General features: G+C 65.0%; 21 protein-coding genes. 19 read left to right on the forward strand and 2 right to left on the reverse strand.

The genetic code is table 11. The annotated features are described in order from the left end of the window. The first annotated feature begins 99 nt into the window (after positions 1 to 99). Together NX068_RS14385 and ppa are read left to right on the forward strand one after the other, a co-directional pair. Positions 100 to 810: a sulfite exporter TauE/SafE family protein gene (locus NX068_RS14385; protein ID WP_263461944.1), complete on the forward strand. Its 711-nt coding sequence runs from the start codon at positions 100 to 102 to the stop codon at positions 808 to 810. Between the two features lie 106 nt (positions 811 to 916). After that, complete coding sequence (gene ppa / locus NX068_RS14390) at positions 917 to 1444, forward strand: inorganic diphosphatase (protein ID WP_068636189.1); 528 nt, start codon at positions 917 to 919, stop codon at positions 1442 to 1444. A 182-nt stretch (positions 1445 to 1626) separates the two neighbouring features. Here ppa and NX068_RS14395 read toward each other — a convergent pair whose 3' ends face one another. Then, complete coding sequence (locus tag NX068_RS14395; RefSeq protein WP_263461945.1) at positions 1627 to 3294, reverse strand: sigma 54-interacting transcriptional regulator; 1668 nt, start codon at positions 3292 to 3294, stop codon at positions 1627 to 1629. A gap of 250 nt (positions 3295 to 3544) precedes the next feature. Between NX068_RS14395 and NX068_RS14400 the strand changes: the two genes are divergently transcribed. The 12 genes from NX068_RS14400 (at position 3545) to NX068_RS14455 (ending at position 16826) form a co-directional block, all read left to right on the forward strand. Further along, positions 3545 to 3865 (forward strand): 2Fe-2S iron-sulfur cluster-binding protein, encoded by a 321-nt coding sequence (locus tag NX068_RS14400; RefSeq protein WP_263461946.1) that lies wholly within the window; start codon positions 3545 to 3547, stop codon positions 3863 to 3865. A gap of 295 nt (positions 3866 to 4160) precedes the next feature. Continuing rightward, the gene (locus NX068_RS14405) at positions 4161 to 4424 is read left to right on the forward strand and encodes a phenol hydroxylase subunit (protein ID WP_263461947.1); all 264 of its coding nucleotides are present in this window, start codon (positions 4161 to 4163) and stop codon (positions 4422 to 4424) included. Between the two features lie 32 nt (positions 4425 to 4456). Then, on the forward strand, positions 4457 to 5452 hold the full coding sequence (locus NX068_RS14410) for an aromatic/alkene monooxygenase hydroxylase subunit beta (RefSeq protein WP_263461948.1): 996 nt from the start codon (positions 4457 to 4459) through the stop codon (positions 5450 to 5452). An 11-nt stretch (positions 5453 to 5463) separates the two neighbouring features. Further along, on the forward strand, positions 5464 to 5733 hold the full coding sequence (locus NX068_RS14415; protein ID WP_068636194.1) for an MmoB/DmpM family protein: 270 nt from the start codon (positions 5464 to 5466) through the stop codon (positions 5731 to 5733). A gap of 26 nt (positions 5734 to 5759) precedes the next feature. Further along, positions 5760 to 7313, forward strand: a complete 1554-nt coding sequence (locus NX068_RS14420) for an aromatic/alkene/methane monooxygenase hydroxylase/oxygenase subunit alpha (protein WP_263461949.1) — start codon at positions 5760 to 5762, stop codon at positions 7311 to 7313. A 63-nt stretch (positions 7314 to 7376) separates the two neighbouring features. After that, positions 7377 to 7736: a phenol hydroxylase subunit P4 gene (locus NX068_RS14425; protein WP_263461950.1), complete on the forward strand. Its 360-nt coding sequence runs from the start codon at positions 7377 to 7379 to the stop codon at positions 7734 to 7736. A 69-nt stretch (positions 7737 to 7805) separates the two neighbouring features. After that, positions 7806 to 8861: an NADH:ubiquinone reductase (Na(+)-transporting) subunit F gene (locus NX068_RS14430; protein WP_263461951.1), complete on the forward strand. Its 1056-nt coding sequence runs from the start codon at positions 7806 to 7808 to the stop codon at positions 8859 to 8861. Between the two features lie 167 nt (positions 8862 to 9028). Beyond that, on the forward strand, positions 9029 to 9994 hold the full coding sequence (locus NX068_RS14435) for a sialidase family protein (RefSeq protein ID WP_263461952.1): 966 nt from the start codon (positions 9029 to 9031) through the stop codon (positions 9992 to 9994). 13 nt (positions 9995 to 10007) lie between these two features. Next, positions 10008 to 12395: an efflux RND transporter permease subunit gene (locus NX068_RS14440; protein WP_263461953.1), complete on the forward strand. Its 2388-nt coding sequence runs from the start codon at positions 10008 to 10010 to the stop codon at positions 12393 to 12395. A gap of 98 nt (positions 12396 to 12493) precedes the next feature. Further along, the gene (locus NX068_RS14445; RefSeq protein ID WP_263461954.1) at positions 12494 to 14497 is read left to right on the forward strand and encodes a DUF1302 family protein; all 2004 of its coding nucleotides are present in this window, start codon (positions 12494 to 12496) and stop codon (positions 14495 to 14497) included. An 18-nt stretch (positions 14498 to 14515) separates the two neighbouring features. Beyond that, positions 14516 to 15817: a DUF1329 domain-containing protein gene (locus NX068_RS14450; RefSeq protein WP_263461955.1), complete on the forward strand. Its 1302-nt coding sequence runs from the start codon at positions 14516 to 14518 to the stop codon at positions 15815 to 15817. Between the two features lie 79 nt (positions 15818 to 15896). Further along, positions 15897 to 16826, forward strand: a complete 930-nt coding sequence (locus NX068_RS14455; protein ID WP_263461956.1) for a catechol 2,3-dioxygenase — start codon at positions 15897 to 15899, stop codon at positions 16824 to 16826. A 44-nt stretch (positions 16827 to 16870) separates the two neighbouring features. Here the strand turns inward: NX068_RS14455 and NX068_RS14460 are convergent, their stop codons facing one another. Continuing rightward, positions 16871 to 17608 carry an FCD domain-containing protein gene (locus NX068_RS14460; RefSeq protein WP_263461957.1) on the reverse strand — a complete coding sequence of 246 codons (738 nt, stop codon included), beginning with the start codon at positions 17606 to 17608 and terminating at the stop codon, positions 16871 to 16873. A 159-nt stretch (positions 17609 to 17767) separates the two neighbouring features. On the opposite strand from NX068_RS14460, the gene NX068_RS14465 reads away from it, so the two are divergent. The 5 genes from NX068_RS14465 to NX068_RS14485 all read left to right on the forward strand — a co-directional run bounded on the left by NX068_RS14465 (position 17768) and on the right by NX068_RS14485 (position 22211). Beyond that, a complete protein-coding gene (locus tag NX068_RS14465; protein ID WP_263461958.1) occupies positions 17768 to 18205 on the forward strand; it encodes a GlcG/HbpS family heme-binding protein in 438 nt (145 codons plus the stop codon). A 12-nt stretch (positions 18206 to 18217) separates the two neighbouring features. Next, positions 18218 to 19672, forward strand: a complete 1455-nt coding sequence (locus tag NX068_RS14470) for a 2-hydroxymuconic semialdehyde dehydrogenase (protein ID WP_263461959.1) — start codon at positions 18218 to 18220, stop codon at positions 19670 to 19672. Positions 19673 to 19683: 11 nt separating this feature from the next. Next, positions 19684 to 20538: an alpha/beta fold hydrolase gene (locus tag NX068_RS14475; RefSeq protein WP_263461960.1), complete on the forward strand. Its 855-nt coding sequence runs from the start codon at positions 19684 to 19686 to the stop codon at positions 20536 to 20538. A gap of 11 nt (positions 20539 to 20549) precedes the next feature. Beyond that, positions 20550 to 21332 (forward strand): 2-oxopent-4-enoate hydratase, encoded by a 783-nt coding sequence (gene dmpE, locus NX068_RS14480; protein WP_263461961.1) that lies wholly within the window; start codon positions 20550 to 20552, stop codon positions 21330 to 21332. A gap of 84 nt (positions 21333 to 21416) precedes the next feature. Then, complete coding sequence (locus NX068_RS14485; protein WP_263461962.1) at positions 21417 to 22211, forward strand: SDR family NAD(P)-dependent oxidoreductase; 795 nt, start codon at positions 21417 to 21419, stop codon at positions 22209 to 22211. The last annotated feature ends 140 nt before the right edge of the window (positions 22212 to 22351 follow it).

Below are 22351 nucleotides of genomic sequence, written 5' to 3' on the forward strand. Positions count from 1 at the left end.
GGGTGTCCGCCTGCGGCCGCATGCCGCAGCAGTATGCGTGCCAGCGGCGTAGAATAGGCAGTCTTTCCCCTCTGGCCCCCTTCCGGTCCCGTTTCGACCATGCCTGAAACCGGCTATTTCGCCGTCTTCCTGATCGGCCTGCTCGGCGGCACGCACTGCGTGTCGATGTGCGGCGGCATCGTCGGCGCGCTGACCGCCCAGGTGCAGGTGCCCGGCAGCAGGCCGCAATGGCCGCTGCACCTGGCCTACAGCGTCGGCCGCATCAGCACCTACACCGCGCTCGGCGGCCTGGTGGGCGCGCTGGGTTCGGTCGGCATGCTGTACGACGGCATGCTGCCGGTGCAGATGGGCCTGTACGTGCTCGCCAACCTGATGCTGGTTGCGCTCGGCCTCTATCTGACCGGCTTCACCCGCCTGCTGGCGCCGGTCGAGCGTGCCGGCCACGTGCTGTGGCGCCGCATCCAGCCCACCACCCGCCATTTCCTGCCGGCGCGTTCGGTCAAGCAGGCGCTGCCGCTGGGCCTGCTGTGGGGTTTCATTCCCTGTGGCCTGACCTATTCCATCCTGGCGACCGCGCTCGTCACCGGCTCCGGCGCCCGTGGCGCAGGGCTGATGCTCGCCTTCGGCCTCGGCACGCTGCCCAATCTGCTGCTGGCCGGCATGCTGTTCAAGCGCTTCCGCGACTTCACCCGCAACGCCAAGGTGCGTTTCGCCTCCGGCCTGCTGGTGCTGGGCTTCGGCGTGTTCGGACTGATCCACGCGCCCACGCTGGGCGGTGCGCTGTGGGAAGGTGTGGTCTGCCTGACCTGATGCCCCGGCTTTTGTGCTGCCGGAGCGGCTTCGAAGGCGATGATGCAGTGCAAGACAAGCGGATTTCCCCCTATAATCCGCGCACAATTTTCCACGGGAGGGAATCATGGGTTTCGATCTGGTCAGCGCCGGCAAGGACGTGCCGAACGACATCAACGTCATCATCGAGATCTCCGCGCAGGGCGATCCGATCAAGTTCGAAGTGGACAAGGACAGCGGTGCCGTCTTCGTCGACCGCTTCATGGGCACGTCGATGCGTTATCCGCTGAACTACGGCTACGTGCCGCACACCATCGCCGGCGACGGCGATCCGGTGGACGTGTTGGTCGTGACCCCCTTCCCGCTGGCTCCCGGTGTCGTCATCCGCTGCCGCCCGGTCGGCGTGCTGAAGATGGAAGACGAAAGCGGCGTCGACGCCAAGGTCGTGGCCGTGCCGGTGTCCAAGCTGACCCCGCTGTACGACAAGGTGCAGACCACCGACGACCTGCCCGAGCTGCTGATGAAGCAGACCGTGCATTTCTTCGAGCACTACAAGGATCTGGAACCCGGCAAGTGGGTCAAGGTCGTGGGCTGGGGCTCCGTCGAAGAAGCCAAGAAGGAAATCGTCGACGGCCTGGCTGCCGCCAAGAAGTAAGCCGCCCTGTAGTTTTCGGGGTACCGAAAACGCCCCTGTGCTTGCCATCGCATGGCAGCAAGCGCAGGGGCGTTTTTCCGTTCAGCAGGCCGGCTCGGTGGCCTGGCCCGCGAGCAGCCGGCCGACCCGTGATCGATGTCCGGCCTGCCGGGCAAGAGCCCGGGATTCCAGCGCGCCGTGCCTTAGCCGGCCTGCTTCTTGATCCGATAGTTGAGCTGCGGCCGTGTCATGCCGAGAAGACGGGCGGCGGCGGCCAGATTGCCATTGGCCTGGTTCACTGCGCGATTCAGCAGGCTTTGCTCGAATGCTTCCAGTGAAACGCCGGATGCCAGTACGGCTGCGACCAGATCCTGGGGCGGCCGGTGCGCCGCCTCGAGTTCGCCCCGGGCGCTGAGTGCATGCTCCTGGTTGTCATCGGGCAGGGCGCCGATGAACAGGTGCTCGATTTCGATCAGGCCATTCTGCGGGGCCAGAATGGCTCCGCGTTCGAGGACGTTTTCCAGTTCGCGGACGTTGCCGGGCCAGGGGTGCAGCTTCAGCGCGTGCATGGCCTTGTCGCTGATCCCGGCGATGCGCTTGCCGTGCAGCGTCTCGAAGCGGCGGACCAGGGCATCGACGAGGGCCGGAATGTCGCCGGGGCGCTCGCGCAGCGGTGGAATCGTCACCGGATAGACGTTGAGGCGATAGTACAGGTCGCGCCGGAACGTGCCGGCACTGACGGCCTTCTGCAGATCGACATTGGTGGCGGCCACCAGTCGGACATTGATCTTGCGCGTGCGCTCGTCGCCGAGCCGCTCGATTTCGCCTTCCTGCAGCACACGCAGCAGCTTCGCCTGCGCAGGCAGGGGCAATTCACCCACTTCGTCGAGAAAGAGCGTGCCGCCGTGAGCCCGTTCGAACTTGCCCGCGCGCGAGGCGTGGGCACCCGTGAAGGCGCCGCGCTCTACGCCGAACAGCTCCGATTCGATCAGTTCATCGGGCAGGGCTGCGCAATTGACCGCGACGAAGGGGGCGTCCTTGCGTGCGCTCATCTCGTGCAGCGTTCGCGCGAAGCGTTCCTTGCCGACGCCTGTTTCGCCGAGCAGCAGGACCGAGACGCTGGTCGATGCGGCGCGGCTGATCAGGTCGTAGGCATGGAGAAAGGATGAGCTGCTGCCGATGAGATCGGGCGTCTTGCGCGGACAGGCGATCGTGTGGCGCATCGCCTCGATTTCCTCACGAAGTTCGAGCAGGCGTCCGACGATCGAGTCGGCTTCGAAATAAGGCCTGAGCTCGTCGGCATCGGGCCATTCCTCGACGGGCTTGCCGACGATCCTGCAGTTTTCGCAGCCCGTCGCTGCACATTCGGTTTCCTTGAACAGGATGAAGCGCCCCATGAAGGCGCTGGTATAGCCCGAGGCGTAGCCGATCATCATCCAGCACACGGGCTGATCCACTTCCCCGAAGGCCTGGACGTGGGCCTCGGCTTCCCAGGCGTCGTGCCACAGAAATTCAGCGTAGAAAGTGTTGCCCTGCATGTCGAATTCCAGGCGCACCGGTTCTACGCGCGCGCACCCCTCGAGCATGTGCAATTGCGGCCCGACGACGAATGCATCGGCGGGTTCGCATGCCTGGCGGGTCTTGCGCGCAAGCTCCGCGTCGCGCATGCCGGAGGCGAAACCCATCCGTGTAAGGATGCGGCGCGCCTGCTGCTGGCCGACGGAGCCGATCAGTTCCTTGCGCAGTTCGGACATGGCGCCCACGTGCAGCAGCAGCATGCGGTGCTCGCTCAGCCAGATATGCCCGTCTTCGGGCGCGAACCGGAGCAGGCTGCGCAGGTCTGCGCTCTCCGGGTATTGGATGGTGGTCACGGATCTCCTCCAGATTGGCGTCGCCTCCGCTCTGCCGGCGGCTGGCTCTCCCGGACCCTCGGTACCGTCCGGACACCGGACGAAGCTTAAACGAGTGCTCGTGCTTGGGGGGCAGGAAAAGCATGATTATAAATAAAATCTCGAGAAAATAAGTGGGCGGCATGATTCTTGTATCTGCCGCCGTGAGCCACCGGTCGTGTGGACGAATTGCCGATCGACGGCAAGCACATCGAAAGAGGAGACAGCCCGGATGAGGCAGAGATTTGTGGTGGCGATCGAAGGTTGCGGCGAAAGACTCAGCTGCGCGGACAGCGACAACGTGTTGTGTGCCATGGAAGCCCTTGGCCGCAAGGGCATCCCGGTGGGCTGCCGGGGCGGCGGCTGCGGCGTGTGCAAGGTCAGGGTGATGCAGGGGAGCTACCACACGCGCCGCATGAGCCGTAGCTGCGTATCCGAAGCGGAAGAGGCCGCAGGTGTGGTACTGGCCTGCAAGCTTTTTCCCGACAGCGACCTGAGGATCGAGGTGGTCGGCAAGATGGCCAGGGCAGTGTGTGCCGGGGTGGCGAAATGACTGGATGAGCGCCTGAGCGGGCAGGTGGTGCGGCGGGCCGGAAGACGGAAGTCTCCGGCCCGTTTTGTTTTCCGGCCGGGGTGCTGCATTGCAATAAATCGAATGAATCAAATGATCGATCAAATCGATGAATTGACCATTTGGTGAAGTGCCAGGGGATGGGCGAATCGCGATGAAATATCGAGATAAATGCTGATCGCCATGGAAATCCACGGTTTTGTGAGATTGGCACGGAAGTTGTTAATGCATGCCCTGTCGCGATCCCACATTGATCAAACCGGAGGAGGGGAAGGATATGAAGGATGCCGAGCCTGCGATCGACATCGGCCGGAAGTTCGTGCGCCTCATCGAGCGCAGGCCGGATGGATTCGTCGAGTTCGAGTTCGCCATCGGCGACCCCGAGCTCTACGCCGAGCTGCTGCTTCCGGCTGAAGCCTACGAATCGTTTTGCCGGGCCAACGGCGTCACTTTCCTCGAACCCCGGGAAGGGGAATGCGCGGAAGAGGCCGAAGACTGGAACTGGAACCTGCACCAAGCCACGCAGCAGCGCTTCCGCTGACTGCAGCCATACAAGCAAAAGGAGGAGCGTCCATGCAGATCGATCTGCGCACCGTGTCCATCAAGCCCTTGCGGCACACCTTCGACAACATCGCCCGGCGCATCGGCGCGGACAAGCCGGCATCCCGCTACCAGGAAGGTACGCTGGACATGCAGCAGGAGGCGAACTACCACTATCGCCCGACCTGGGATCCCGATCACCTGATCTACGACCGTGACCGGACCGCGATCAGGATGGCCGACTGGTACAGCTTCAAGGATCCGCGCCAGTACTACTACGGTGCCTACACCATGGCCCGGGCCAAGCAGCAGGACACCGCCGAGGCCAATTTCGATTTCGTCGAGAACCGCGGCCTGGCCGCGACGCTGCCGGATGAAATCCGCGACACCGTGCTGGCGCTGCTGATTCCGCTGCGGCACGTGGCCTGGGGCGCCAACATGAACAACGCCGCCGTCTGTGCCTATGGCTACGGCACGGCCTTCACCCAGCCCTGCATCTACCACGCGATGGACCAGCTCGGCATCGCCCAGTACCTGACCCGCGTCGGCCTGCTGCTGGGCGACGTGGCTTCGCTCGATGCCGCCAAGCAGGCATGGATGGAAGACGACACCTGGCAGGGGCTGCGCCGCTACGTCGAGGACACCCTGGTGCTGCGCGACCCGTTCGAGCTGTTCGTGGCGCAGAACGTCGCCCTCGACGGCCTGCTGTATCCGCTGGTGTACGAAACGATCATCGACGACGTGCTCTCGGCCAAGGGCGGCACGCCGGTGGCGATGCTGACCCAGTTCATGACCGACTGGCATGCCGAGACCCGCAAATGGATCGACGCCACGGTCAAGACCGCCGCCGCCGAATCGGCCGGGAACAAGACCGTCCTCGCCGACTGGATCGTGCAATGGCGCGACCGTGCAGCGGCAGCGCTGCTGCCGGTGTCGCGCATCGCCCTCGGCGAGCGTGCCGACGAACTGACCACCGAAATCGTCCAGCAATTCAACGCACGCATGGCCAAGGCCGGCGTGCCCCTCTGAGGAATTTCCCGATGTCCACCGTATTCATCGCGCTGCAGACCAACGAAGAGACCCGCCAGGTCATCGAGGCCATCGTGCAGGACAACCCCGATGCCGTCGTCAACGAGCAGCCCGCGATGGTGAAGATCGATGCCCAGGACAGGCTGGTCATCCGCCGCGAGACGATCGAGGAGCTGATCGGCCGCCCGTTCGACCTGCAGGAGCTGCAGGTCAATCTGATCACCATGACCGGCAACCTCGACCAGACCGACGACGAGATGGTCCTTTACTGGAACGCCTGAACCGGCACGCCAAGGAGACACGAACCATGGATATGCAAGCCGCCAAGAAGAAACTCGGCCTCAAGGAGCGCTACGCGGTGATGACCCGCGGCCTCGACTGGACGCCCTCCTACCAGAAGATGGAGGACATCTACCCCTACGTCGCCTACGAGGGGATCAAGATCCACGACTGGGACAAATGGGAGGACCCGTTCCGCCTGACGATGGATGCCTACTGGAAGTACCAGGCCGAGAAGGAGCGCAAGCTCTACGCGATCATCGACGCCTTCAACCAGAACAACGGCCACCTCAACGTCACTGACGCGCGCTACATCAACGCCGTCAAGCTGTTCATCAGCGGCATCAGCCCGCTCGAATACGTCGCCCACCGCGGCTTCGCCCATGCCGGCCGCGCCTTTCCCGGGCCGGGGCCGCGCGTCGCCTGCCTGATGCAGTCGATCGACGAGATCCGCCATGCCCAGACCCAGGTGCATTCGATCTCGAACTACAACAAGTACTACAACGGCATGCACGATTTCCATCACGCCCATGACCGCGTGTGGTTCCTGTCGGTGCCCAAGAGCTTCTTCGACGATGCGCTGACCGCGGGCCCGTTCGAGTTCATGGTGGCGATCGGCTTCTCGTTCGAGTACGTGCTGACCAACCTGCTGTTCGTCCCCTTCGTCTCGGGCGCGGCATACAACGGCGACATGGGCACGATGACCTTCGGCTTCTCGGCGCAGTCCGACGAGGCCCGCCACATGACGCTGGGCCTGGAGGTGATCAAGTTCATCCTCGAGCAGGACCCCGCCAACGTGCCAATCGTGCAGCGCTGGATCGACAAGTGGACCTGGCGCGGCTACCGCGTGCTGACGCTGGTGGCGATGATGATGGACTACATGCTGCCCAAGCGCACGATGAGCTGGAAGGAGGCCTGGGAAATCTATTTCGAGGAGAACGGCGGTGCGCTGTTCAAGGACCTCGCCCGCTACGGCATCACGATGCCCAAGTGCGCCGGGCAGATCGCGCTCGAAAAGGATCATCTGTCGCACCAGGCCTGGAGCACTTTCTACAACTACGCCGCTGCCGCCAACTTCCACACCTGGATGCCGGACGACGACGAGATGAAGTGGCTGGCGAGCAAGTATCCCGACAGCTTCGACAAGCTTTACCGCCCGCGCTACCGCTTCTGGCGCGAGCAGGCGGCCAAGGGCAACCGCTTCTACAGCAAGACGCTGCCGATGCTGTGCCAGGTCTGCCAGATCCCGATGGTCTTCACCGAACCGGGCGAGCCGACCAAGACCTGCTACCGCGAAGTCGACTACAGGGACGACAAGTATCACTTCTGCTCGGATCACTGCAAAAAGATCTTCGAGGACGAACCGGAGAAGTACACCCAGGCCTGGCTGCCGGTGCACCAAATCTACCAGGGCAACTGCTTCCCCGAAGGCAGCGATCCGACGGCGGAAGGCTTCGACCCGCTGGCCGAGGTGCTGAAGTTCTACAACCTGGAACACGGCCGCGACAACCTCGATTTCGAGATCTCGGAAGACAGGAAGAACTTCGCCGAATGGCGCGGCCAGGCGACCAGGAACATCTGACCCCCCACGGCTGCGGGCGACATCCTGCCTGCAGCCGGCAAAAAAACACCCAGGAGACACGACATGGCTGTTGCTGCCATCAAAGCCTACGACTTCCCGCCCGCCGACTCGATGGACATGTTCCACGGCGCCCAGCTGCTCTACATCGGCTGGGAGGATCACCTGATGTTCTGCGCGCCTTTCGCCTTTGCCTTCCCGCCGACGATGCGTTTCGGCGACGTCGTCGACGGCGTGCTGCCGGGCTCGTTCGGCTACCACCCCGACTTCGCCCGCATCGACTGGGCGAAGGCCGAGTGGTTCAAGTCCGGCAAGCCCTTCGCCCCCGACTTCGGCAAGTCGCTGGCGGACAACGGACTCGGACACAAGGACGTGATCCGCTTCCGCACGCCGGGCCTCACCGGCATCGAGGGGTCCTGCAGTTGAACGCAAGGCGCGGGGCGGCGCTACCCGCCGTCTCCGCCTGCCGAAGAACGGATACGACGGAAACGAATCATGAGTCATGAACTGACGATCGAACCGATCGGCCAGACGATCGAGGTCGAAGAGGGCCAGACCATTCTCGACGCCGCCCTGCGGGCCGGGATCTGGCTGCCCCACGCCTGCTGCCATGGGCTGTGCGCAACTTGCAAGGTGCAGGTGATCGACGGCGAAATCGACCATGGCGAGGCCTCGAGCTTCGCGTTGATGGACTTCGAGCGCGACGAAGGCAAGACGCTGGCCTGCTGTGCCCGACTGGAGTCGGACGTGACGATCGAGGCCGAGATCGAGGAGGAAGCGGATGCCGAATCCATTCCGGTGCGGGACTTTCCCGGCACCGTGACGCGGATCGAAGCGCTGACGCCGACGATCAAGGCGGTGTTCATCGAGACCGACGAGCCGATGCACTTCCAGGCCGGGCAGTACGTCAATTTCTTCCTCGAAGGCGGCGAATACAGCCGGGCCTTCTCGCTGGCGAACCCGCCTTCGAGCGGGCGCGAAGTCGAACTCAACATCCGCATCGTGCCGGGCGGCCGCGGCACGACCTGGGTTCACGAGCGACTCGAAGTCGGCGAGCGCGTACGCCTGTCCGGCCCCTATGGCCGCTTCTTCGTGCGCAGGTCGGCGCCCGAGGCGCTGCTGTTCATGGCCGGCGGTTCGGGCCTGTCCAGCCCGCGCTCGATGATCCTCGACCTGCTCGATGCCGGCGACACGCGGCCGATGACGCTGGTGTATGGCCAGCGCCATCGCAGCGAACTCTATTACCACGACGAATTCCTCGCCCTCGCCGAGCGCCATCCCAGCTTCAGCTACGTGCCGGCGCTGTCGGACGAGCCGGCCGATTCCGGCTGGACGGGTTTTCGCGGCTTCGTCCATGAAGCGGCCGCCGCCCATTTCAACGGCGATTTCCGCAGCCATAAGGCCTACCTGTGCGGCCCGCCGCTGATGATCGACGCCTGCATCACGGCGCTGATGCAGGGCCGTCTGTTCGAGCGCGACATCTACATGGAGAAGTTCTTCTCCGCGGCGGACGTCCAGCAGGTCCGCAGCCCGTTGTTCAAGAAGATCTGATCGGGCGTTATAAAATAAATTTTAGTGAAATATCGAGAATTATGTGAAATCATGGAAATAAGCAGGCCGGCCTGAGCTGCGCTTTCCCGATTCACCGAAAGAACGAGACCAGCCGGCGCCGATTGCCGGCGCCGGGGCCGCAACGAGGCTCCGGAGAGGAGGAGACAATGCATCACCTTGCCGACGGGCTTTTGCGCCCGGGGCTGCTGGCGGCTGCCTGCACGTTGTCACTGGCGGCCTGCCAGGCCCAGCCGGATTTGTCGGCGGTCCGCGCCCAGGCGGAACGTCCGCTGCAGCGCTACCACGTCATCCAGACCCTGAATGCCAACCAGCAGGTCGTCATTGCCGGCACGCAGGCCGGGTCCATGCTGGTATCGACCGATGCCGGCCACAGCTGGCGGCGCACGGCCGTCGATGGCGCATCGCTGATCGACTCGGCGCAATGCCCGGACGGAAGCTTCGTCGCGCTGGACTTCTACCGCCGCGTCGTGTCGATCTCTGTGGATGGCGCCGTAGCTGCGTCCTCGGCGTTCGCAGAGCCGAGCGTGCCGCTGGCGATCGCCTGCGATCCTCGGGGCGGCTGGTGGGTGGCCGGCACCCATGCCGGTATTGCGCACTCGCCTGATCAGGGCCGTTCCTGGTCTCACCTCGATCTCGACGAGGACGCGCAGATCACCGCCTTGCAGTTCGTCGATGAGGACCATGCAATTGCGGTCGGCGAGTTCGGCCTGATTGCCGTCAGCGCCGACGGCGGCAAGCGCTGGGATCGCCTCGAGCCGATTCCGAACGAGTTCTACCCGTACGCCGCGCTGTTCGCCTCACGCGACGAAGGCTGGGTGAGCGGCATCGCCGGCCAGATCCTGCACACCACCGATGGCGGACGGAGCTGGGAGCGGCAGGCCAACAACACCCATGCGCCGCTCTATCGCCTGTTCATGCACGAAGGCGTGCCGCACGGCATCGGTGCCGGCGGCACGGTGGCGCGGCTGGCGCAAGGTGCCTGGCAAGCCGTGCCTTACCCCGATCCCTTGCCCGTTTTCTTCGGTGCCGGCGTTTCGCTGCCCGGGCAGTCGGCGCTCGTCGCCGGCAGTCCGGGCGGGCTGGTGCGCGTGATCGGCATCCGGGCCAACTGAGGAGGACAGGAACTTGGTCGGCAAGCTGCGTCACTCCATCACCCACAGGCTGCACCTCGCCGAGGCATGGATCTTCGCCAATCCGAAGATCGTCCTCGCACTGATCCTGCTGGGTACCGTCCTGTTCAGCCTGGCATTGCCCCGGCTGCGGGTGTTCACCGATTTTTCCGATCTGCTGCCGCAGAACCATTCCTACATCCAGACCTACAACCGCCTGAAGGAGAACTTCGGCGGCGCCAACATGGTGGTGATGGCGGTGGAAGTGGAGCAGGGCACGATCTTCAACGACCGGACCCTGCGCCTGATCCACGCGGCGACCCAGGGCGTCGACAGCCTGCCGGGCGTCAACCACAACCTGGTGTCGAGCCTGACGCACCGGACGGCACGCAAGATCTTCCTCGACGAGCAGGGCGGCTTCGCCTCCGAATCCTATTACGACCCGCAGAAACCGGACCGCAGCGTGGCCGAACTCGAGCAGTTGAAGAAGGACGTCATCGCCAACCCGACGATGTACGGCCTGCTCGTGTCGCCCGACCTGAAGGCGGCGCTGATCAAGGCCCAGCTCAACGAAGGCGACATCGACTATCCGGCGACCTTCGCGGCGCTGCAGAAAGTGCGTGAAGAGCTCGCCACGCCGGGGCACAGCATCCACGTCACCGGCAATCCGGTGCTGACCGGCTGGGTCTACACCTACCTGGACCAGATCATCCGGATCATGGTGTTCACGCTGATGCTGCTGGCGCTGCTGCTGATCGTGTATTTCCGCCGGCTCTACGGCATCGCGCTGCCGATGCTGGGCATTGCGCTGTCGACGATCTGGGGCCTGGGCTTCATGGCGCTGATGGGCATCAACCTCGAGCCCTTGTCGCTGCCGATCCCCTTCCTGATCGCGGCGCGCGCGACCTCGCACGGCGTGCAACTGGTGGCGCGCTACTACGAAGAGCTGGCAATCGTGAAGGACGGGCAGAAGGCGGCGCGCAATGCGCTCGATGCCCTGTTCCGTCCCGGTTCGCTGGCGATCATCGTCGACGCGGTCGGGCTGGCGGTGCTGGTGCTCGGCGCCGCGCCGTTCAACCACAAGCTCGGGATCGCCGCCGGTTTCTGGGGCATCTCGGTGATCTTCACCGTGCATTTCATGGTGCCGCTGGCGCTGTCGGTGCTGCCCGCACCGCGCAAGACCGACAACAGCAACGACTTCATGCCCGCGATCCTCGGCGGCGCGATGGCGAAGACCGGCGGCACCGACGGCGGCGCGCGTTCGATCCTGGTGTTGACGCTGATCGGTGCGCTCGGCGGGCTGTACCTGCTCGGCCAGGTCAAGATGGGCGACACCGAGCCGGGTTCGCCGCTGCTGCACCGCGACCACGACTACAACGTATCGACCACGGCGATCAACGAGCGCTTCCCGGGTTCGGAAGAGCTGCACGTGCTCGCCCGCACCGACGAGCCGGGCGGCATCAAGCGGCCGGAAGTCATGGCGGCCATCGAGCGCTTCCAGGCGCACATGATGTCCGACCCCGCGCTGGGCGGCACCAAGGCCTTGCCGGGCGTCGTGCGCGTGGTCAACAAGCTGACCCACAACGACGACCCGCGCTGGATGCAGCTGCCCGACAGCGCCGAGGAAGTCGGCGGCCTGATGTTCGCCTACATGGCCTCCAGTCCGATCCCCGGTGCGCTGAAGGAGTTCGTCAACGCGCAGGAGGACGAAGCCAACATCGTCTTCTACTACAAGGACCACCAGGCCGACACCATCGACCGTGTCGTCGCCCTGGCCGAGGAGGGCGCCCGCCTGATCGAGGCCGAGGTGCCCGGGCTGCGCATCGAGCTCGGCGGCGGGATCATCGGCGTCACCGCCGCGGCGAACCAGGCGCTGCACACCGACCACCTGATCATCATTCCGGCGGTGATGGTCTTCGCCTTCCTGATCGTGTCGCTCTATTACAGCTCGCTCCATGCCGGCTGGCTGATGGTGCTGCCGATGCTGTTCGCCACGCTGATGACCTACGCCTACATGGGCGCGATCGGCATCGGCATCAGCGTCAATACCGTGCCGGTGATCGCCGTCGGCGTCGGCGTCGGCATCGACTACGCGGTGTATTTCATGGACCGCATCCGCGAGGAGTACGCGGAGCTGGGCGACATGAAGCAAGCGGTGATCAAGGCGGTCGCCACCACCGGCTCGGCCGTGTCCTTCACCGCCGCGACCCTGATCGCCGGGGTGGTGCTGTGGATCTTCATGTCCGACCTGAAGTTCCAGTCCGATGCGGCGCTGCTGCTGGTGTACATGCTCGTCGTCAACGCCATTGCCGCGGTGCTGATCGTGCCGAGCTGGTGCGTGGTGTTCAAGCCGAAGTTCGTCACCGCCGCGCATTACGACGAGGACGGTGTGCTCGAGGTGTGAGGGTCGCAGGAGTTCAAGGCGCGGCCGACGCATCGGCCGTGCCTGGCAAGGCGCCGGGGGGAGTGCCCGGAAAACGACAAGAAGGTAGGAGACATGAGATGAGGAAAAAACGGATCCTGCGGCCGCCAGTGTTCAGGCTCGCCGCTTGTACGGCGGGCGGCGCGCTGGCCTTTGCCGCCGCGGCGCAGCAGTTGCCGGACCTCGGCAGCTCGACTGCGCCCTGGAAGGTGGATGTCTATTACGACAACCACACGGCCTTCCGTGGCAAGGACCACACCGGCGAGCGGGCCGGGCTGTCCAAGTTCCGCAACACGCTGCAGCTCGAAGCGGACAAGGATCTCGGCGACGACTGGGCTTTCCGCGGCATCCTGCGCGGCACCTGGGACGGCGTCTATCGCATGAACAAGGGCCAGTACGGCAATTCGGCGGGCGGTGCGGTGATGCTGCAATCGACCACGCCGGGCGGCTACATCGAGACGCCGCACGGTGCCGGCCCGGTCAACAAGGAACTGGTCGACGGCCTCGGCCTGACCAACAATGCCTTCGTCTCGGGCGCCGGCTACCGCAACAGCCCGAACGAGGGCCTGAGGGTGCTCGGCGACCGTCTCCACGACACCGACGGCGGCGTCGCCTTCGGCGTGCCGGTGCGGCCCTGCGACAAGGACAAGCGCGGCTGCCGCGACTTCGGCGGCTACGGCGACCGGACGCTGTCCGAACTCGAGGCGCCGGAGTTCAACGACCGTCTGGACTTCATCCGCGAAGCCTACGTGCGCAAGAACTTCGCCCTGGACGATGGCACCGACCTGTTCCTCAAGATCGGCAGGCAGCAGGTGGTGTGGGGCCGTACCGACCTGTTCCGTGTGCTCGACGTCATCAACCCGGTCGATTACTCGCGCAACAACATCTACGACGAACTCCAGGACATCCGCATCCCGATGTGGATGGTGCAGGCCGAATGGCGCATGGGGCCGTCGGAGTCGATGCAGGACCGCAACTTCCAGATCGTGTGGAATTTCGACAAGTTCCGCCCCAACAACCTCGGCCAGTGCGGCTCGCCCAACGCGATCCTGGATGCGGGCTGCTTCTTCCGCGGCATGGCGAACCTGTGGGACAACGGCGGCACGGTCGCCAACTTCGCCAACGTCGCGCCGGGCACGCTGCTCGCGACCAACTTCGGCCCCGGCCAGATCGGCCTGCGGGACGTCGACCTGCCGTCCTGGAGCCTGGCCAACACGCAGATCGGCGCCAAGTTCGAGGGCATCACCCAGAGCGGCCTGGCATTCTCGCTGAACGCGCTGTACTACCGCTCGCAACTGCCTTCGCTGCGCGGCGGCAAGCGCACCACCAACGGCTTCACCGGCGAATACAGCGAGCACAATCCCTACCTGATCTCCTTCGACATGCACTTCCCGCGCGTCAAGCTGCTGGGCGGCTCGCTCGACTTCCAGTCCGAGACGCTGGGCGCGGCCTTCCGCTTCGAAGGTGCGATGAGCTGGGGCGAGGAGTTCTCGAACACCGCCCGGCCCGGGCTGTACTCGAAGAACCGCGTGTGGCGCAGCGTGATCGGCATCGACCGGCCGACCTTCATTCCCTTCCTGAATCCGCACCGCACGACGCTGATCTCGGCGCAACTGTTCTGGCAGCACATCTTCGACCACGAGTACTACTCGACCGGCACGAAGAACGGCCAGAACTACCTCGGCGCGGTGGGGATGCCGGACTGGAAGGACAGCTACATCGGCACGCTGCTGATCAAGTCCTTCATGATGAACGACCGCCTCAGCCCCGAGCTGATCATCGCGCGCGACTTCAAGGCCAGGGCGACCGCCATCGCGCCGGCGGTGGAATGGAGCCTCACCGACAACCTGAAGCTCAGCTTCGGCGGCAACTTCAAGGTCGGCACCGGTGCCCGCCGCTTCGACGACTGCCGCGCCTGCAATCCCTGGATGCCCTTCACCGCGCCGGATGGCGATCCCGATCCGATGACGCCGTACTCACGCGGCCTCGCCGGCTTCGAGCCGCTCGGCCGCTTCCGCGCCGGGCCGATCGGTTCGGCGATGTACGAAGACGAAGTGTATTTCAAGCTGCGCTATCAGTTCTGACCCGAGGAGACATCCCCCATGAACAAAACCATCATCGCCGCGGCACTGCTCGGCCTCAGCCTGACCGCCCGGGCGGCGACGGACGCCGAGCTTCAGGCCAGCTTCAATCCCTACCAGAACGGCTTCCCGAGCCACCCCGGGCTGAGCGTGGGCACCGTGATCAACCAGGGCAACGTCGACCAGTTCAAGGACGTCGTGCCGGACGGCGTCTACAAGCTGCTCAAGGATGGCCTGTTCGAAATAAAAGTCGGCCCGACCACCCAGTTCGAACTTTCCAGCGCCTACGTCGAGGCCACCCGGCGCAATCTGGGCAAGGCCAGGCTCGGCCCCAACAGCGGCGACCTGGAGGGCTTCGAGGGCGGCCGTCCCTTCGTCGAGGAGCCGGACATCGAGGATCCGCGCGCCGGCGAGAAGCTGGCCTGGAACTACAAGTACGGCGTCAACTGGGGCGATGGCGCCAACATCACACCCTTCTACTGGAAGTACCGCAACATGGCGACCGGGCAGCTCGAGCGCACGATCCAGTTCAGCTTCCACTTCCTCAACTTCAAGCACCGGGTCAAGGACGAGCCGGTGCCCGAGGTGACGCCCAATCCTTCGAACCTGTTCCGCGGCATCTACGTCAAGGTCGATGCGCCGCAGGATCTGAAGAACACCCAGCTGCTGATCCAGCGCTACGACGACGACCAGAAGATCGACGACGCCTATCTGTACCTGGGCTTCCAGCGCCGCGTGCGCCGGCTCGCGACGGGACAGACGACCGACTCCTTCCTCGGCTCCGATCTGATGATCGAGGACTTCGAAGGCTACAACGGCCGCATCTCCGACATGAAGTGGACCTACAAGGGCACGAAGAACGTGATCCTGCCGATGTGGAACCACAACGAGCTCGCGCTCAGCGACGAGTTCAAGGATCCGGACGGCTTCAAGTACGTCGGCTTCGGCGGCCAGGGCGAGTGCTTCCACCAGGGCACGTGGCAGTTGCGCAAGGTCTATGTGCTCGAAGCCGAGCCGGTCAATGCCGCCCATCCGGTCAGCAAGCGCGTGTTCTACATGGACGCGCAGCTCGGCAATCTGAATGGTGCCAACGAGATCTACGACCGCAAGGGCGAGTTGTGGAAGGTGTTCATGGTCGGCAAGTCGCACGCCGACCACCACCTGCCGATCAACAAGGGTTCGGGCATCGGCATCGACGACGCCTTCTCGATGATCGACGTGCAGGCCAGGCACTGCACCACCGGCCACTTCAAGGGCCAGGTCGATCCGAAGCAGAACCCGCCCAGGATGTTCCAGGCGCAGTACATGCGCGGCGGCGACTGAGCATCCGGATTCGCAGGGCAGGCCCGGCGGCTCGTTTCCCCGGCCGGGCATACATACACATTCAAGAGGAGTTGGACAAATGGCTATGACAGGCGTATTGAGGCCGGGACACATCTCGCTTCGCGTACTCGATCTCGAGGAAGGCATCCATTTCTACCGCGACGTGCTGGGCCTGGTCGAAACCGGCCGGGACGAGCAGGGGCGGGTCTATTTCAAGACCTGGGACGAGCGCGAACACAACAGCGTGCTGATCCGCGAGGCCGATTCCGCGGGCATCGATTTCTTCGCTTTCAAGGTGGCGGACAAGGCCACGCTCGACAAGCTCGATGGCGACCTGAAGGCGTTCGGCGTCCGCACCGAGCGCATTCCGGCCGGCGAGATGCTGGCGACCGGCGAACGCGTCCGCTTCGAAGTCCCCTCTGGCCATCTGATCGAGCTGTATGCCGAGAAGCGCGACGTCGGCAATGGCCAGTCCTACGTCAATCCGGATCCCTGGGTGCCGGACGCCGAGCGCGGCATCGCGCCCACGCGCCTGGACCACTGCCTGCTATACGGCCCGGACATCGAGAAAGTGCAGGAAATCTTCGAGAAGGTGCTCGGCTTCTATCTCGTCGAGCACGTGGTGATGGAGGATGGCCAGACCGATCTCGGCATCTGGCTGTCGTGCTCGACGAAGGCGCACGACATCGCTTTCGTCCGGCATGCGGAGCCGGGCAGGCTGCACCACGTCTCGTTCAAGCTCGACAGCTGGGAGCGGGTGCTGCGCGCCGCCGACATCATGTCGATGAACAAGGTATCGATCGACATCGGCCCCACCCGCCACGGCGTCACCCGCGGTACGACGATCTACGCCTTCGATCCGTCGGGCAACCGCTTCGAGACCTTCTGCGGCGGTTACGACACCTATCCCGACTACCAGGCGGTGAAATGGACCTGGGACGAGGTGGGCACCGGCATCTTCTACCACGACCGCAAGCTCAACGAGCGTTTCCTGACCGTCGTGTCCTGAACGGGAGAGCCTGCGGCAGCCATGGCTGCCGCAGGTTTGGAGGGTCAGCGCTTGCTCTTGCTGGTGAAGAAGTCCGCCGGCATGCGCTTGACGGCATCCAGCGTGCGCAGGATGTGCTCGGTCAGGATCGAAGTGGCGCGGGTCGCGTCGCGTGCCATCGTCGCTTCGAACAAGGCCTGGTGCTCGGCGTGGATGTCGCGGGCGATCGGCTGGCGGAACAGGCTGATGCGGCGGTAGCGCTCGGACTGCTGGTAGAGGATGTGCTGGAAATGACGGATCCAGCGTGAGCTGGATGCCGAGATGAGGGCTTCATGGAAAGCGCGATTGCGGCTCTCCCATTCCTCCGTGGTGCCGACGTCGTGGTCGGCGAGGCGCTGTTCGGCGCGCGAGAGGCGGTGGAAGGCGGCGACGACGGCGGCCTCCCAGTCCTCGCCGCCGGAGGCGATCGACTGCCGCAGGGCCTCGGTTTCCAGCAGCACGCGGGTGCGGGTGATGTCCTCGAAGTCGGCGATGGAGATCGGCGCGACGCGGAAGCCGCGCTGTCCCTGGGCAACGACGAGGGCGTCGGTCACCAGCAGCAGCAGCGCTTCTCGCAGCGTGCCGGCGCCGACGTCGTAGTGCTCCTTGAGGTGCTCGACGCGCAGCTTCTCGCCCGGTGCGTGGACGCCCTCGATGATGTCGCGGCGCAGGCGCTGGTAGGCACCTTCGACCAGGGTCTTGGGTTCTTCGTGGGAATCCGTGGCTTGGCTCAGGGCAGCTTGGGACAGGACGGTTTCGCTCATGGTGGCGCGGGATCCGAAGGGATAGCTCTTTCGCATTCTAGCTGACGGCAGGCATTGCGGTAGATCGTTAAAATCTCGAGAAAGTATATTGACATCGAGAAAATGATGATCTAATTTCTTGCACAACCAGCCCCGTGGGGCGCAAGGGGAGTCGGAACGATGGAATTGGCCGTCACACAGAGCGCGATCAGTTGGGAAGCTGCCCATACGGCAGTGGAGGCCGTGGTGCAGGAGGCGGAGAAGCGCGGCCTGCGCATCAGCGTCGGCGTGGCCGATGCCGCGGGCAATCTGGTCGCCTTCCTGCGCATGCCCGGGGCATTTCCGCAGTCGATCGCGATTGCCATCGACAAGGCCTACACCGCCGGCGGCTTCGGCTTTCCGACCGGCGACTGGATGAAGGCGGTCGGCGACAACGAGGGCATGAAGCTCGGCTTCAGTGCCCGGCCCCGGCTGGTCGTGTTCGGCGGCGGGCTGCCGATCCGCAGCGGAGGGGTATTGCTTGGCGGCATCGGCGTCTCCGGTGCCACGGAAGAACAGGACGGCATCTGTGCGCAGGCTGGTCTGCGCGCGATCGGTGCCGACGACATCGAAGCGTGAGGAACGCAATCCATGAAACAGATCCACAATTTCATCAATGGCGAATTCGTCGCCACCGCCAAGTCCTTCGACAAGTTCTCGCCGCTGGACAACGCGCTGATCGCCAGGGTGCATGAGGCAGGCAAGACCGAAGTCGATGCCGCCGTCGCCGCCGCGCGGGCCGCCTTGTCGGGGCCGTGGGGCCGCATGACGGTGGCCGACCGCGTCGATCTGCTCAACGCGGTGGCCGACGGCATCAACAAGCGTTTCGATGATTTCCTCGCCGCCGAATGCGCCGATACCGGCAAGCCGCGCAGCCTCGCCAGCCACATCGACATTCCGCGCGGCGCGGCCAACTTCAAGATATTTGCCGATGTCATCAAGAGCGTGCCGACCGAATTCTTCGAGATGGCGACGCCGGACGGCCGCGGTGCGCTGAACTATGCCGTGCGCCGCCCGGTGGGCGTGGTCGGTGTCATCTGTCCGTGGAACCTGCCCCTGCTGTTGATGACCTGGAAGGTCGGCCCCGCGCTGGCCTGCGGCAACACCGTGGTGGTGAAGCCTTCGGAGGAAACCCCGCAGACCGCCACCCTGCTCGGCGAGGTGATGAACGCAGTCGGCATGCCCAAAGGCGTCTACAACGTCGTGCACGGCTTTGGCCCGGGCTCGGCGGGCGAATTCGTCACCACGCATCCGAACGTCAATGCCATCACCTTCACCGGCGAGACCCGCACCGGCGCGGCGATCATGAAAGCGGCAGCGGAAGGTGCGCGTCCGGTGTCGCTCGAGATGGGCGGCAAGAATCCGGCGATCGTGTTCGCCGATTGCGATTTCGATGCCGCCATCGAAGGCACGATGCGCTCGGTCTTCGCCAACTGCGGCCAGGTCTGTCTGGGCACCGAGCGTGTCTATGTCGAGCGGCCGATCTTCGAGCGTTTCGTCGAGGCGCTGAAGAAGGGCGCCGAAGGACTCAGGCTCGGCCGCCCCGAGGATGCTGCCACCGGCCTCGGTCCGCTGATCTCGCAGGAGCACAAGCAGAAGGTGCTGTCCTACTACGAGAAGGCCAAGGCGCTGGGCGCCACCGTCGTCACCGGCGGTGGCGTGCCCGAGATGCCGGGCGAACTGGCGAACGGCGCCTGGGTGCAGCCGACGATCTGGACCGGGCTGGACGACAGCTCGCCGATCGCGCGCGAGGAAATCTTCGGCCCCTGCACGCTGATCCTGCCGTTCGACGACGAGGACGAAGTGGTCCGCCGTGCCAACGATACCGACTACGGCCTGGCCTGCTCGGTGTGGACCCGCGACCTGGTACGCGCCCACCGCGTCGCGGGCCGTATCGAGGCCGGCTTGGTGTGGGTGAATTCCTGGTTCCTGCGCGACCTGCGCACGCCTTTCGGCGGCTCGAAGCAGTCCGGCATCGGTCGCGAAGGCGGCGTGCATTCGCTCGAGTTCTATACCGAGCTGAAGAACATCTGCATCAAGCTGTGAGGCCGGCCGCGATGAGCGCTAGCAGCCCCGAGATCGCCGACAGCATCGTCGCTGCCGGCATCCGTACCAACTACCACGACCTCGGCAGCGGCCATCCGCTGCTGATGATCCACGGCTCCGGGCCGGGCGTATCGGCCTGGGCCAACTGGTGTCTGGTGATGCCCGAACTGGCCAGGCAGGCGAGGGTGATCGCGCCCGACATGGTCGGCTTCGGTTTCACCGAGCGGCCGGCAGGCCAGCGCTACGACATGGATGCCTGGGTCGCGCAGGCAGTCGGCCTGCTCGACGCGCTGGGCATCGAACGGACCGATCTCGTCGGCAACTCCTTCGGCGGCGCGCTGGCGCTGGCCATCGCCATCCGCCATCCGCAGCGGGTGCGCCGGCTGGTGCTGATGGGCAGCGTCGGCGTGCCGTTCGAGATCACCCCGGGGCTGGATGCGGTGTGGGGCTATACGCCGTCGTTCGAGAACATGCGCGCGATCATGGACTACTTTGCCTGGGACCGTTCGCTGGTGAACGACGAACTGGCGCAACTGCGTTACGAGGCCAGCATCCGCCCCGGCTTCCAGGAGTCCTTCGCGGCGATGTTCCCCGCGCCGCGCCAGCGCTGGGTGGAGGCGATGGCCAGCCGCGAGGCCGACATCCGCGCGCTGCCGCACGAAACCCTGGTGATCCACGGCCGCGACGATCAGGTCATCCCGCTGCTCACCTCGCTGACCCTGGCCGACTGGATTTCCCGCGCGCAGCTCCACGTCTTCGGCCGCTGCGGCCACTGGACGCAGATCGAACATGCCGCACGTTTTGCCCGCCTGGTGGGCGATTTCCTCGCCGAAGCCGGCGACGACGAACCGAAACCCCTGAACTGAGGCCAATCGACATGGACCGCAATCTCATCGAACAGCTCGGCGACGAGCTCTACCAGGCGCTGGTGAAGCGCGAAGTGCTGGCGCCGCTCACCGAGCGCCACCCGGAGATCACCATCGCCGACGCCTACCGCGTACAGCAGCGCATGATCGCGCGCCGGCTGGAAGCCGGCGAACGCATCGTCGGCAAGAAGATCGGCGTCACCAGCAAGGCGGTGATGAACATGCTCGGCGTGTTCCAGCCCGACTTCGGCATGCTGACCGACCGCATGCTCTACAACGAAGGCGAGGCGATTCCGGCCGACAGCCTGATCCAGCCCAAGGCCGAAGGCGAGATCGCCTTCGTGCTGAAGAAGGATCTGAAAGGTCCGGGCGTCACGGCCGCCGAGGTGCTGGCCGCGACCGAAGGCGTGATGACCTGCTTCGAGATCGTCGATTCGCGCATCCGCGACTGGAAGATCCGCATTCAGGACACCGTGGCGGACAACGCCTCCTGCGGCGTGTTCGTGCTCGGCGACAGCCTGGTCGATCCCCGGCGGGTCGATCTGAACACCTGCGGCATGGTGCTGGAGAAGAACGGCGAGATCGTCGCCACCGGCTCGGGCGCCGCGGCACTCGGCGCGCCTGCGAACGCGGTGGCCTGGCTGGCGAACACGCTCGGTGCGCTCGACATCGGCCTGAAGGCGGGTGAAGTCGTGCTGTCGGGTTCGCTGGCGATCATGGTGCCGGTGGTGGCGGGCGACAACCTTCGCGTCACCATCGGCGGCATCGGCGGCTGCTCGGTGCGTTTCGTCTGATTGCTTGCGCGCGGCGGATAGCTCCCAACCTGTCTCCCTCTTCGTCCGCCGCGCCTCTTTTCCCCGTCTCCTGGAGAACATCCGATGGATCTCGAACTATCCGGCAAGCGTGCGCTGGTGACCGGCTCGACGGCAGGCATCGGCTATGCCATCGCCCGCCGGCTCGCTGCCGAAGGCGCCGAAGTCGTGCTGAATGGCCGTGATGCGGCCCGTGTCGAGGCCGCCTGCGCGCGTCTGCGTGCCGAAGTGCCGCAGGCCTTGGTGCGTGGGGCCGCGGCCGACGTGAGTACCGCGGCAGGCGTGGCCGGCCTGCTCGAGCGCTGCGGCGAAGTGGACGTGCTGGTGAACAACTTCGGCATCTTCGAGCCCCGTGCCTTCGAGGACATCGGCGATGCCGACTGGCTTCGTTTCTTCGAAGCCAACGTGATGAGCGGCGTGCGCCTCGCGCGCCATTGCCTGCCGCGCATGAAGCTGTGCGGCTGGGGCCGGATCGTGTTCATTTCCAGCGAATCCGGCCTGAATCCGCCCGGCGACATGGTGCATTACGGCATGAGCAAGTCCGCCCAGCTTTCGGTGTCGCGCGGCATGGCCGAGACCTGCTGCGGCACCGGCGTGACGGTGAATGCCGTGCTGCCCGGGCCGACCCGCACCGAAGGCGTCATCGAGTTCTTCGGCAAGCTGGCGGCGGAGCAGGGCGTGGCGGTGGAAACGGTCGAGCGCGAGTTCTTCAATCGCGACCGCCCGAGTTCGCTATTGCGGCGTTTCATCGAACCGGCCGAAGTGGCCAATCTGGTGGCTTACGTCTGCAGTCCGCTGTCGGCGGCCACCAACGGCGCCGCGTTGCGTGCCGACGGCGGCGTCGTGCGCAGCATCGGCTGACCGCAGCACCGGCTGCCGCAACACAGACTGACCGCATCCAACTTTCCGACAAGGAACCGACTCATGAACAAGATCAAATGCGCGCTGATCGGCCCGGGCAACATCGGCACCGATCTGCTGTACAAACTCAAGCGCAGCCC

The organism is Thauera carbonicopians, assembly GCF_025699485.1.
Lineage (GTDB): Bacteria > Pseudomonadota > Gammaproteobacteria > Burkholderiales > Rhodocyclaceae > Thauera.